Origin of the sequence: Neisseria chenwenguii, from assembly GCF_002216145.1 — a bacterium.
Taxonomy (GTDB): domain Bacteria; phylum Pseudomonadota; class Gammaproteobacteria; order Burkholderiales; family Neisseriaceae; genus Neisseria; species Neisseria chenwenguii.
The window spans coordinates 680,111-693,068 of the sequence record NZ_CP022278.1; the positions used below are offsets into that span (position 1 = coordinate 680,111).

The window sequence follows — 12,958 nt, forward strand, 5'->3', positions numbered from 1 at the left end:
CAGACGCCGCCGGAAAACAGACTTGCAAACCTGCCGAAGACGCAGGCCGTCTGAAATTTTCACGGACATCACTCGACGGACGAACCGTTTCAGACGGCCTCACCCTGCCCCCAACCCACGGAATCCCCATGAAAATCACCACTTGGAACGTCAATTCCCTCAACGTCCGCCTGCCGCAGGTACAAAACCTGCTCGCCGACGACCAACCCGATGTCCTCGTTTTGCAGGAGCTCAAGCTCGACCAAGACAAGTTCCCCGCCGCCGCGCTCAATATAATGGGCTGGCAGACCGTATGGAGCGGGCAGAAAACCTATAACGGCGTCGCCATCATCAGCCGCGCCGCGCCCGAAGACGTCCACACCGGCCTGCCCGCGCTGCCCGACGACCCGCAGCGGCGCGTGATTGCCGCCACCATCGGCGGCGTGCGCGTCATCAATGTTTACTGCGTCAATGGCGAAGCGCTCGACAGCCCTAAGTTTGAATATAAAAAACAATGGTTTGAAGCGCTTACCGAATTTGTACGCGACGAAATGAGCCGCCACGACAAACTGGTTTTACTCGGCGATTTCAACATTGCCCCCGCCGACGCCGACTGCTACGATCCCGAAAAATGGCGCGAACAAATCCATTGTTCCACGCCCGAACGCCAATGGTTCCAAACCCTGCTCGACCTCGGCCTGACCGACAGCCTGCGCCAAATCCACCCCGAAGGCGCGCACTACACTTGGTTTGACTACCGCGGCGCGATGTTCCAACGCAAACTCGGCCTGCGCATCGACCACATCCTCATCACCCCCGCCCTCGCCGCCCGTTTGCAGGACGTACGCGTCGATCTCGACACCCGCGCACTGGAACGCCCCAGCGACCACGCGCCGGTCACGGCGGTGTTTGATTTGTAAAACAATAGGTTGGAAAAACGAAGGCCGTCTGAAAACCAAGCGCCCACAAAAAATCCCGCATAAAACCTATGCGGGATTTTCTTAACGGCTGAACTTTTTTCAGACGGCCTTACATCATGCCGCCCATTCCACCCATGCCGCCCATGTCGGGCATAGCCGGTTTGTCTTCAGGGATTTCGGCAACCATGCAGTCGGTAGTCAGCATCAGGCCGGCGATAGACGCGGCGTGTTGCAGCGCAGAGCGGGTTACTTTGGCGGGGTCGAGTACGCCCATTTCAATCATGTCGCCGTATTCGCCGCTGCCGGCGTTGTAGCCGTAGTTGCCTTTGCCTTCCAGCACTTTGTTCACCACCACGCTCGGCTCGCCGCCGGCGTTGGCCACGATTTGACGCAGCGGAGACTCAACCGCGCGCAAGACGATTTGTACGCCTGCGTCTTGGTCGGCATTGCCGGTATGCAGATTTTCCAGAGCGGAACGTGCGCGCAGGAATGCGACGCCGCCGCCGGCAACCACGCCTTCTTCAACGGCGGCACGGGTTGCATGCAGCGCGTCTTCCACACGGTCTTTTTTCTCTTTCATTTCCACTTCTGTAGCCGCGCCGACTTTGATCACTGCCACGCCGCCGGCCAGTTTGGCCACGCGTTCTTGCAGTTTTTCTTTGTCGTATTCACTGGTCGCCGTTTCAATTTGCTGGCGGATTTCAGCCACACGCGCTTCGATTTGGGCAGCATTGCCGAAACCGTCGATGATGGTGGTGTTTTCTTTGCCGATTTCGATGCGTTTGGCCTGACCCAAATCTTCCAGAGTGGCTTTTTCCAAAGACAAGCCTACTTCTTCGGCAATCACGGTGCCGCCGGTCAAAATGGCGATGTCTTGCAGCATGGCTTTGCGGCGGTCGCCGAAGCCCGGGGCTTTTACGGCCACGGTTTTCAGAATGCCGCGGATGTTGTTCACCACCAAAGTCGCCAGCGCTTCGCCTTCAACGTCTTCGGCAATAATCAGCAGCGGACGGCTGGCTTTGGCAACCTGTTCCAAAACCGGCAACAAGTCGCGGATATTGCTGATTTTTTTGTCAAACAGCAAAACAAACGGATTATCCAGCGCAGCGATTTGTTTTTCCGCATCGCTGATGAAGTAAGGCGACAGGTAGCCGCGGTCAAACTGCATACCTTCGACCACATCCAGCTCGTTTTCCAGCGATTTGCCGTCTTCCACGGTAATCACGCCTTCTTTGCCGACTTTTTCCATCGCCTCAGCGATAATCGCGCCGACTTGCTCGTCGGAATTGGCGGAAATTGAGCCGACTTGGGCGATTTCTTTAGAAGTGTCGCAGGGTTTGGCAATGTTTTTCAGCTCGTCCACCAGCGCGGCAACGGCTTTGTCGATACCGCGTTTCAGGTCGGTCGGGTTCATGCCCGCGGTCACGTATTTCATGCCCTCGGTCACGATGGCCTGCGCCAGAACGGTCGCAGTAGTGGTGCCGTCGCCCGCAACGTCGTTGGTTTTAGAGGCAACCTCTTTCACCATCTGCGCGCCCATGTTTTCAAATTTGTCTTTCAGCTCGATTTCTTTGGCCACAGACACACCGTCTTTGGTGATGTGCGGGCCGCCGAACGCGCGGTCAAGTACCACGTTGCGGCCTTTCGGGCCCAAAGTTACGCGCACGGCGTTTGCCAGTGTGTTCACGCCGTTTACCATTTTCTGACGGACTTCATTACCGAATTGAACGTCTTTTGCTGCCATTATTGATTCTCCAAAATAATTAAAATTCTTCCGATGCCGTCTGAAAAACGGGGGCTGAACGCAGTCGAAGCATTCAGACGGCCTTTTCTAAAAACTTATTCCACAATGCCGAAAATATCTTCTTCGCGCATAACCAACAGCTCTTCGCCGTCGGCTTTCACGGTTTGGCCGCTGTACTTGCCGAAAATCACCTTGTCGCCGACTTTCACATCCAGCGCGCGGCGTTGGCCGTCTTTATCGATTTTGCCCGCGCCTACGGCAACCACTTCGCCCATATCGGGTTTCTCAGCGGCTGCACCCGGCAAAACGATACCGGACGCGGTTTTTTCTTCAGCTTCCAAGCGTTTGACGACAACACGGTCATGTAAAGGACGAATGGTCATGTATTCACTCCAAATCAAAATAAAAACAAACACCTGTAACCAGGCGGCTTAATCAACGATGCAAACCTGCGCGAACACAGGTTTACAATAACCGCTAAATAAGGCTGACGCAAACGAATTCAAGGGTAAAAATAAAAATTTTTCCCCAACATCCGCGCCCTCATTCAAGGCCGTCTGAAAAATGCAGAAGCCCGTTTCAGGCGGCCTCGCCATGTTTTCGATAACGCAACCCGACATTTTTTCAAGCTTTCAAATCTTTTTTAGCACTATGCAAACATTCGGTTTAGTTATATATTGCAGATAAGAATTGTTATTAATTAATTTATTTAATCAAATTCGACTTTCATTCTGATGAATATTAATGAGGACAAACGATGAAAAAGCCCATTTTCCGCCTGAGTTTGCTGACCATGTCACTTGTTGCAGGTTTTGCCCGTGCCGATACGCCCCCGGAAAAAGCCGAGTTGCCGACCGTTCAGGTCAAGGCCGAAGCCACCTCTTCCACCCGCCGCATCACCACAAAAAAAATCGACGAAACGACGGCCACCGATATGAAAGAGGTTTTGTTTAACGAACCGTCCGTCAGTTTCGGCGGTGGCAACGCTACCTCGCAATGGCTGACCATCCGCGGCATGGGACAAGATCAAATTGATGTCAAAGTGGACAACACCTATTCCGATTCCCAAATTTTCCACCACAACGGCCGTTTCCTGTTTGACCCCGAACTGGTGAAAGTCGTCGCCGTCCAAAAAGGCACAGGTTCGGCTTCCGTCGGCATCGGCGCGACCAGTGGTGCAATCGTGGCACAAACGGTTAACGCCAAAGATTTACTGCGCGACGGCCAGAACGTCGGCTTCAAAGTCGGCGCCGGCGTAAGCAGCAACAAAGGCTGGAACAAAAACACCAGCGTTTACGGACGTGCAGGCGGATTTGATGCTTTGCTTGCAGGCAACTGGGTAACCGAGCGCGATTACAAACCGGGCAAAGGCTATTCATCGGTAACGGGCGACCGCATCAACAACAGCGGTTTGAGCCAACGCGGTTTACTGGGTAAAATCGGTTATTCCTTCAATGAAGACAACCGCTTAAGCCTGAGCCACCGCCAAGAGCGTACCTACGGCGAACGCAACCTGCGTGAAGAATTCGATTTCGCCCAACGAAACAACACCGCCAACAACAATCCGCGCTACCGCATTCTGACCCAAGACACCACCAACTTGGCCTACGACGGCAGCAACCTCGGTTTTATCAGCAAAATCAACACCAACGTTTACAAAAAAACCGACAAACGCGAAGAGCCGTCCGACAAAGGCAATGCGACCACCAAAGTCGAAACTTTGGGAGCCAACCTGAATTTGGACAGCCGCCTGTTTGACCGTCACACACTGAAATACGGCATCAACTGGCGCAATCAGAAAACCAAACCCAACGAAGCCACCCGCACCGTTTTCGTCAACGAAGAAAAAACCGATGTCGGCGCCTATGTAGAAGGTATTTGGGACATCCATCCCGTGACCCTGACCACCGGCCTGCGTTATGACCACTTCGATGCCGAATTTTCCAGCGGACAAAGCGTTTCAGACGGCACACTCAACCCCAGCGTCGGCCTGATTTACGATGTAACCCCCAATTTCTCGCTCAACTCCAGCCTGAACTACGCCAGCCGCAGCCCCCGACTTTCCGAAGCCGCACTCATCGGCGGCCGCGTCTATACCGTTGACAGCAACTTGAAAGCCGAACGCTCCCGCAACGCCGAAATCGGCTTCAACTACCGCTGGAACGATGCACTGAAACTGGAAGGCAGCTACTTCGACCAAAAAATCAAAGACGTCCAAGCCGTTCAAAACCGACGCTATTTCAACGGCGGCACGCTGAAAAACAAAGGCTACGAACTGGCCGCCAATTACCAATGGCGCGGCTTCAAAGCCCGCGCAGGCATGGCCTACAACAAACCGAAAATCAACAATACAGGCATTGACTCCATAATGACCTTTATTCCGGTCGGCCGCACTTGGACGACCGGCCTGTCCTACCAGTTTGACCATCCGAAACTGGAAATCGGCTGGCGCGGACGCTTTGTACAGCGCACCAACCACGAAGCCTACCAACGCGGTTCCGGCGGCGGCACGGCGCGCCCGGGCTACGGCGTGAACGACATTTACGCCAACTGGAAACCGACCGGCAAAGACAATTTCAACGTCAACTTCGCGGTCAACAACGTCGGCAACAAATACTACAAGCCGCACACCCAGCGTGAAAGCACCAACGGCAACTCCCTGCCCGAAGTCGGCCGAGATTTCCGCCTGAGCATGAATTACCGCTTCTAAACCGTACATTACCGTACATCAACCAAAGGCCGTCTGAAAATTTTCAGACGGCCTGAAGCGCAACCCTTTATTTCTTGGAGAACCAACCTGATGTTACGTCTATCCGCCATTACCCTCTGCTGCGCACTCGCGCTGACCGCCTGCAAACCGCAAGAACAAAAGCCCGCCGCATCCGCACCTGCGTCCGCCGTTTCACACAAAATCGACGGCCCGTCTGTAAGCGTCAAAACCGCGCGCGGCGAAGTGACCGTACCGCAAAAACCCGAGCGCATCGCCGTTTACGACTTAGGCATGACCGACACCTTAACCAAACTGGGCGTACCCGTCGGCGCCACCGTAGATAAAACCCGCCTGCCCTACCTCGACGCCGCGTTTAAAGATTCAAAAAAAGTCGGCACGCTGTTTGAGCCGAACTACGAAGCGCTCAACGCCTACAAACCCCAGCTCATCATCATCGGCAGCCGCGCTGCCAAAGCGTTTGACCAGTTGAACGCCATCGCGCCGACCATCGAAATGACCGCCGACACCAAAAACCTGAAAGAAAGCGGCAAAGAGCGCATTGACGCGTTTGCCAAAATTTTCGGCAAAGAAGCCGAAGCGGAAAAACTGAAAGCTGAAATCGACGCCTCGTTTGAAGCCGCCAAAACCGCCGCACAAGGCAAGGGCAAAGGCTTGGTGATTTTGGCCAACGCCGGCAAACTGTCCGCCTACGGCCCGACCTCGCGCCTTGGCGGCTGGATTCACAAAGACATCGGCGTTCCCCCTGTTGACGAAGCCATCAAAGAAGGCAGCCACGGCCAGCCCGTTTCGTTTGAATACCTGAAAGAGAAAAACCCCGACTGGCTGTTCGTCCTCGACCGCGGCGCCGCCATCGGCGAAGAAGGCAAAGCGGCCAAAGACGTGCTGAACAACCCGCTCGTCGCCGAAACCACCGCGTGGAAAAAAGGCCGGGTTGTTTACCTCGTGCCCGAAACCTATCTGGCCGCCGGCGGTGCGCAGGAATTGCTTAACGCCAGCAAACAAGTCGCCGACGCGTTTAAAGCGGCGAAGTAAGTTTTTCGGCAAACAGTTTTCAGACGGCCTTTTCAGAGATTGAGGCCGTCTGAAAATCTGTTTGTTGGATTTTTTTGTAGGGTTGGGTTTTGAGGTGTTTTAGCAGGCCGGGGATTTTGTAACATTCAAAAAAGTTGACTAAAGGCCGTCTGAAATTTGACCGAATACCAGCCGACCCTCTCCCTAACCCTCTCCCACGGGAGAGGGAACGCATTGTCGGAACGCCAAGAATTTCAGACGGCAGGTCAAAAGCAAAACGGCCAAGTTTGCCCAAAGTTTTTCAGACGGCATTCCTGTCTTTTGGGAAAGCGGTGTGCTGGCAAGCCCACCCTACTGTTGAATCCTGCTTTTCAGACAACCTCAACCGCTAAATGCCGAATGCCGTCTGAAAACCCAAACCTTAAAACAAACCAACCCTCAAACCATGCTCAAACCCGCCACCCTCAATCTGCTCAACCTCGCCGCACTTGTTTTCCTCTTTGCCGTCAGCCTGTCCGTCGGCGTGGCGGATTTCAGTTGGGGCGCGCTGTCCGAATGGTCGGATAGCACGCAGCTTTTCATCACCAGCCGCCTGCCGCGCACGTTTGCGATTGTGCTGACGGGGGCGTCGATGGCGGTGGCGGGGATGATTATGCAGATTTTGATGAAAAACCGTTTTGTCGAACCCTCTATGGTCGGGGCGAGCCAAAGTGCGGCCTTTGGGATGCTGCTGATGGTGCTGCTGTTTCCTGCGGCGGCGCTGATGGCGAAAATGACGGTAGCGGCGGCGGCTTCTCTGGCGGGAATGCTGGTGTTTATGGCTTTAATCCGCCGCCTGCCGCCGACGGCGCAGCTGATGGTGCCGCTGGTGGGGATTATTTTCGGTGGTGTGATTGAATCGGTGGCGCTGTTTATTGCCTATGAAACGGAAATGATGCAGATGCTGGGCGTGTGGCAACAGGGGGATTTTTCGGGGGTTTTGCTCGGGCGTTACGAACTTTTGTGGCTGACGGGCGTGATGGCGTTCGGCGCGTATCTGATTGCCGACCGGCTGACGATTGTAGGTTTGGGCGAAACGGTGGCGGTGAATTTGGGGCTGAACCGCCATACGGTTTTGTGGGCGGGTTTGATTATTGTGGCACTGATTACGTCGCTTGTGGTGGTAACGGTCGGCAATATTCCGTTTGTCGGACTGGTCGTCCCCAACATCATCAGCCGTCTGATGGGCGACAAGCTGCGCCAAAGCCTGCCGGCGGTGGCGCTTTTGGGCGCGTCGTCGGTATTGCTGTGCGACATTATCGGGCGGCTGATTGTGTTTCCGTTTGAGATTCCGGTTTCGACGGTGTTCGGGGTATTGGGAACGGCGCTGTTTTTGTGGCTTTTGATGAGGAAACCTGCTCATGCCGTCTGAAAAAAATACTGCGTTTGCAGCCGCTTCCCTGCGCCCGCTCTGGCTCGCCGCCGCCTTGCTGCTGGCTTCCTGCGCCCTCTTCCTCACGCTCAATGCGGGCGGCAACTGGGATTTTGTATTGCCGCTGCGGCTGACCAAACTCGCTGCGCTGTTGATGGTGGCGTATGCGGTGGGCGTTTCGACGGTGCTGTTCCAAACGCTGACCAACAATCCGATTCTTACGCCGTCGATTTTGGGTTTCGACGCGCTGTATGTGTTTTTGCAGACGCTGCTGGTGTTCCTGCTCGGCAGCATCGGCTACGCGGCAATGCCCGTGTTCGGCAAATTCGGGCTGGAACTGGCGGCAATGATGGGCGGCTCGCTGCTGCTGTTTGCGGTATTGATGAAACAGGGCGGGCGCGATTTGGCACGGATGATTTTGATCGGCGTGATTTTCGGGATTCTGTTCCGCAGCCTCGCCTCGCTGCTTCAGCGCATGATCGATCCCGAGGAATTTGCGGTGGCGCAGGCGAACACGTTTGCGTCGTTCAATACGCTCAACCAAGACCTGCTCGGCATCGGCACGCTGATTCTTTTGGCCAGCGTGTTTTTCATCTGGCGCGAACGCCACCGCCTCGATGTGTATCTGCTCGGCAGAGACCAAGCAATTAATTTGGGCATTGATTACACACGAAATACTTTATGGATTTTGCTGTGGATTGCCGTGTTGGTGGCAACCTCCACCGCCATCGTCGGCCCCGTGAGCTTTTTCGGCCTCTTGGTCGCCGCGCTCGCCAACCATTTTTCGCCGTCCGTAAAACACGCCGTACGCCTGCCGATGGTGTTCTGCACCGCCGCCGTTTTGCTGGTGGGCGGGCAGGCATTGTTCGAACACGTTTTAGGCATGAAAGCCGTTTTGAGCGTAGTGGTGGAATTTGCCGGCGGGCTGGTATTTTTATGGCTGGTGTTGAAACGGAAGCAGTAGAATGGATTTAGATTTTCAGACGGCCTGACCGGTTTGCCGTTTTGAAATATTTGAAATACAGGCCGACCTTGGCAAAAACAAAAATAAGAAACGTCCGCTTGAATGCCGTCTGAAACGGCTAAACTTTCAAGCGATGTCATTCCCGCGCAGGCGGAAATCCACGCTTGGCTTGCTGAAACTTATTTTAAAACAATACATTGCTTATTTTTAGCCGTAAATTCCCGCCTGCACGGGAATGACGGGTTTGGCACTTCAGACGGCCTTTGAACAGTATTTGTGAATTTTACAGCGGCATCAGGCCGTCTGAAAAAATCCCGTATCAACCTTAAGGAACGAATCATGACCCAAACTGAGCATTTCCCCGAATTTTTCAACCAAGCCCCGACCCTGACCGTTTGCGACCCGCTCGCTGAATTTCTCGCCGTGTCGGAAAACGGCATCATCGAATACCGCTACGCCGACGCCGTGCGCCTGTGCGGCCATTCCTGCCCCACCGTCGCCGGCGCATATCTGATGGTTATCAAAGGCTTGCGCGCTTTGTACGGCAGCGGACTGCCGCAGCGCGGCAACATCGCCGTCGCCATGCAGGGCGGACGCGACGAAGGCACAACCGGCGTTACCGCCACCGTCGCCCAACTGCTGACCGGCGCCGCGCCCGAAACCGGCTTCGGCGGCATCGGCCCGCGCGGCCTGTTCTCCCGCCGCGACCTGCTCAGTTTCGGCGCCGGCCAAATCGACGGCACGCTGGCGTTGACCCGGCAAGACACCGGCCAAACCGTCGCCGTTTCCCTCAACGGCGGCATTGCCCCGTTTGCCGCCGAAATGCGCGACATCATGCCCAAAGCCGTCGCCGGCAGCGCCACACCCGAAGAATTGAAACGCTTCGGCGAACTCTGGCAGGCGCGCGTAAAAGCGTTTCTCGTTGATTTGGTTGACGATCCGCGTTTGGTCACCGTTCAGGCCGTCTGAAAAATTTGACGGAGCACGCACCATCCGCCGGCGCAGCCGAACGTAGCGCCCGCCATTGGTACGGGGCAAAGGGTAAAATGTTTGAGCAGCCCGAAGGCTGCGAGTTTTTACCCGCCGCACCAATGGCGCGGAATGAGGGAAGTTTGGCCGAAGGCCAAACCTGCAACCGCAGGCCGCCTTTCTTTTGCCTACTTTTTCTTTGGCGGAACAAAAAAAAGTAGGTGGCCGTGCGGCCATGAAGCACACACTCCGAAATTCTAAAATCCTTAATAAAACCACCCACTTTCTTTTTTCAGACGGCCTGTTGCTATGATAAACATCCAAAACGTCCGCCACACCATCGGCAGCCAAACCATCCTCAACGACGTTTCCCTGCAAATCCCGCAGGGCGGCATTACCGCGCTCATCGGCCCCAACGGCGCAGGAAAATCCACCCTGCTCGCCTTTATGGCGCGCCTCCAACCGCTGCACCACGGCCGTATCAGCTACAACGGCAAAGACGTTTCCGCCACCCCGACCGCCGAGCTGGCCAAAATCCTCTCCATCCTGACGCAGGAAAACAGCATCATCAGCCGCATCACCGTGCGCGATTTGCTGATGTTCGGCCGTTACCCCTACCATCAGGGCAGGCCGTCTGAAAACGATAAAACCATCGTTGAAAACGCACTCGCCGAGTTCCAACTGCAAACTTTCACCGACCGCTACCTGACCGAACTTTCAGGCGGCCAACGCCAACGCGCCATGATTGCGATGGTGTTCTGCCAGCAAACCGAATACGTCCTCCTCGACGAGCCGCTCAACAACCTCGACATGTACCACGCCCGCGCCCTGATGCAGCTCCTGCGCCACCTTACCGACGAACACCGCCGCACCACCGTCGTCGTCCTCCACGATATAAACCAAGCCGCCGCCTACGCGGATTATGTGGTCGCGATGAAAAACGGCGAAGTGGCAATGGCCGGCACGCCGGACGAAATTTTTACCGAGGAAAACATCAAAACGCTGTTTGAAATGGATGTGAGCGTGTTGGATTATCAGGGGAAAAAACTGGTGGTGCATCATGTTTGAACAGGATTGAGGACAAAGCAGAGGCCGTCTGAAATTCGCTACCGGGCGTAGTCGGATTTCAGACGGCCTTCGGTTTTCAGAGGTGGGATCCAGAAGAAAAATAAATCTATTTTTTGCTAATAAATTTTTGCCGTAAAATTTCTGTTATTACTATTAATAAAATAGCCTGAAAATAAAAAAGCCCGCATACTAAGCGGGCTTTTTCTGTTGGTGCCGACAGCGAGACTCGAACTCGCACAGCCTGGGGCCACTACCCCCTCAAGATAGCGTGTCTACCAATTCCACCATGTCGGCTTGAAACTTTAAATTTTAACTTATTTGCTCTGCTGCGGTTGAGGAGTCGGTGCAGCAGGAGCGGCATTTGTGTTTGCAGGTACAGTCTGCTTGGCAGGCTGGCTTTGTTTTACGTCGCTGAAATCCAACCCATGTCTGGTTGTATTGGAGTAGATGTAACCCATGGCGATGCAGGTTGCAAAAAATATGGTTGCAGCAATGGCGGTAGAACGGCTGAGGAAGTTTGCATTACCGCCGGAACCGAATACGCCTTGCGCACTACCGCTTCCCGAACCGAATGTCGCGCCTGCATCCGCGCCTTTGCCGTGCTGCAAGAGCACGAGCACAATCACGGCCAATGAGGACATGATATTGACAATCCAGATAACGGTTTTGAAGGCTTCCATAATTCTCTACGAGGCTTGCGCGGCATCGATGATGGCGGCAAAGGAATCATATGATAATGATGCGCCACCGACCAATGCGCCGTCTACATAAGGCACGGCGAAGATGTCTGCTGCGTTTTCCGCTTTCACGCTTCCGCCATAAAGAATGCGGATTTTAACATCGCTTCCGCACAAAGACAAGATTTCTTGGTGAATAAATTCGTGCATGGCGGCAATCTGTTCGACGGTAGCGACTTTTCCGGTGCCGATTGCCCATACAGGCTCGTAGGCGACAGCGATGTTTTTGGTGTCCAAGCCCTTTAGAATCGAGAGCTGGTGGGCGATGACTTCCTGCTCTTTGCCCGCTTCGCGTTCTTCGAGGCTTTCGCCGACGCAAAGCAGAGGAATCAGGCCGACGTTTAAGACGTTTTCCATTTTGCGGCGCTGGATTTCGTTTTTTTCACCGAAATAAAGGCTGCGCTCGGAGTGGCCGATAAGGACGATGTCGGTGCCGATGTCGGCGAGCATTTCAGCAGAAACCTCGCCTGTAAATGCGCCGTTATTGGGGAAGCGGCTGACGTCTTGGGCGCAGGTCAGGATGCGGTTGTTGAGCACAATCTGCATGGCGTTGTGCAGTTGCAGAAGGTAAACTGTAGGCGCGGCGAGGCCGATTAAGACGCGCTCGGCGGTTGGCATAATGCGGAAGCGGTGCATTAATGAGTTATTGTCTTGCAGACGGCCGTTCATTTTCCAGTTACCGATGACCCATTTTTGTTCCCAAATGCCGACTTGGTGTTGCATTTTTGCTCCGTGATAGCGATTTATCTGTAACAAAGTGTAGTTCATATAGACATGATTAGCAATATTCAAGCGTTCCACCGCGCGCTTTCCGATGCCGTCTGAAACCTTTTCAGACGGCATCGGATAAAGGAAATATCAACAGAACGAGGGTTTGCTTTATAATCCGAACCATCTTTCCAACCTTTTCAAACCGCCCGCCATGCACACCTTGCACTTTTCCGCCGCCGACAAAGCGGCACGTTATCAGGAAATTCTGCCTCAAATCGAAAGCATCATTGCGGGCGAATCCAATCTGACCGCGAATCTGGCAAACACCGCGGCGGTGTTGAAAGAGGCGTTCGGCTGGTTTTGGGTGGGTTTTTATTTGGTCGAACGCGAATCCGAAGAATTGGTACTCGCGCCGTTTCAAGGCCCCGTAGCCTGCACGCGAATTGCGTTTGGGCGAGGAGTTTGCGGGCAGGCTTGGGCGAAAGGCGAAACCATTGTTGTCGAAGATGTCAACAAACATCCCGACCACATCGCCTGCTCGGCGTTGTCGCAGTCGGAAATCGTCGTTCCGCTGTTTGATTCAGACGGCCTGTGTTACGGCGTTTTGGACATCGACGACGACAAACCCGCGCAGTTTGACGAAACCGACGCACACCATCTCAACCGCCTCGCAGGAATCTTAGGCCGTCTGAAAAGCCTTGACTCCCAATAAA

Annotated in this window: 12 protein-coding genes and 1 tRNA gene; 8 read left to right on the forward strand and 5 right to left on the reverse strand. The window is 54.5% G+C overall.

The features are described from left to right. Positions 1–128: 128 nt before the first annotated feature. Positions 129–899 carry an exodeoxyribonuclease III gene (xth, locus tag BG910_RS03300; RefSeq protein WP_089035618.1) on the forward strand — a complete coding sequence of 257 codons (771 nt, stop codon included), beginning with the start codon at positions 129–131 and terminating at the stop codon, positions 897–899. A gap of 109 nt (positions 900–1,008) precedes the next feature. On the opposite strand, the gene groL is transcribed toward xth, so the two are convergent. After that, positions 1,009–2,643 (reverse strand): chaperonin GroEL, encoded by a 1,635-nt coding sequence (gene groL / locus BG910_RS03305; protein WP_089035619.1) that lies wholly within the window; start codon positions 2,641–2,643, stop codon positions 1,009–1,011. A gap of 95 nt (positions 2,644–2,738) precedes the next feature. Beyond that, positions 2,739–3,026: a co-chaperone GroES gene (groES, locus tag BG910_RS03310; protein ID WP_089037116.1), complete on the reverse strand. Its 288-nt coding sequence runs from the start codon at positions 3,024–3,026 to the stop codon at positions 2,739–2,741. Between the two features lie 374 nt (positions 3,027–3,400). On the opposite strand from groES, the gene BG910_RS03320 reads away from it, so the two are divergent. The 6 genes from BG910_RS03320 (at position 3,401) to BG910_RS03345 (ending at position 10,797) form a co-directional block, all read left to right on the forward strand. Next, positions 3,401–5,353 (forward strand): TonB-dependent receptor plug domain-containing protein, encoded by a 1,953-nt coding sequence (locus BG910_RS03320; RefSeq protein WP_089035621.1) that lies wholly within the window; start codon positions 3,401–3,403, stop codon positions 5,351–5,353. A gap of 90 nt (positions 5,354–5,443) precedes the next feature. Beyond that, positions 5,444–6,406, forward strand: a complete 963-nt coding sequence (locus BG910_RS03325; protein WP_089035622.1) for a siderophore ABC transporter substrate-binding protein — start codon at positions 5,444–5,446, stop codon at positions 6,404–6,406. Between the two features lie 424 nt (positions 6,407–6,830). Next, positions 6,831–7,796 carry an ABC transporter permease gene (locus BG910_RS03330; RefSeq protein WP_089035623.1) on the forward strand — a complete coding sequence of 322 codons (966 nt, stop codon included), beginning with the start codon at positions 6,831–6,833 and terminating at the stop codon, positions 7,794–7,796. Further along, positions 7,786–8,760 (forward strand): iron chelate uptake ABC transporter family permease subunit, encoded by a 975-nt coding sequence (locus BG910_RS03335; protein WP_089035624.1) that lies wholly within the window; start codon positions 7,786–7,788, stop codon positions 8,758–8,760. Before BG910_RS03330 ends, BG910_RS03335 begins: the two co-directional genes overlap by 11 nt. A 339-nt stretch (positions 8,761–9,099) precedes the next feature. Then, the gene (locus tag BG910_RS03340; RefSeq protein WP_089035625.1) at positions 9,100–9,729 is read left to right on the forward strand and encodes a hypothetical protein; all 630 of its coding nucleotides are present in this window, start codon (positions 9,100–9,102) and stop codon (positions 9,727–9,729) included. Positions 9,730–10,038: 309 nt separating this feature from the next. Then, on the forward strand, positions 10,039–10,797 hold the full coding sequence (locus BG910_RS03345) for an iron ABC transporter ATP-binding protein (protein WP_089035626.1): 759 nt from the start codon (positions 10,039–10,041) through the stop codon (positions 10,795–10,797). A gap of 208 nt (positions 10,798–11,005) precedes the next feature. Here the strand turns inward: BG910_RS03345 and BG910_RS03350 are convergent. The 3 genes from BG910_RS03350 to tpiA all read right to left on the reverse strand — a co-directional run bounded on the left by BG910_RS03350 (position 11,006) and on the right by tpiA (position 12,257). Further along, a tRNA-Leu gene (locus BG910_RS03350) sits at positions 11,006–11,091 on the reverse strand. 20 nt (positions 11,092–11,111) lie between these two features. After that, the gene (gene secG / locus BG910_RS03355) at positions 11,112–11,477 is read right to left on the reverse strand and encodes a preprotein translocase subunit SecG (RefSeq protein WP_089035627.1); all 366 of its coding nucleotides are present in this window, start codon (positions 11,475–11,477) and stop codon (positions 11,112–11,114) included. A 6-nt stretch (positions 11,478–11,483) separates the two neighbouring features. Next, on the reverse strand, positions 11,484–12,257 hold the full coding sequence (tpiA, locus tag BG910_RS03360; RefSeq protein WP_089037117.1) for a triose-phosphate isomerase: 774 nt from the start codon (positions 12,255–12,257) through the stop codon (positions 11,484–11,486). Positions 12,258–12,456: 199 nt separating this feature from the next. Here tpiA and BG910_RS03365 point away from each other — a divergent pair, with 199 nt between their 5' ends. Then, positions 12,457–12,957: a GAF domain-containing protein gene (locus BG910_RS03365; RefSeq protein ID WP_089035628.1), complete on the forward strand. Its 501-nt coding sequence runs from the start codon at positions 12,457–12,459 to the stop codon at positions 12,955–12,957. The last annotated feature ends 1 nt before the right edge of the window (position 12,958 follow it).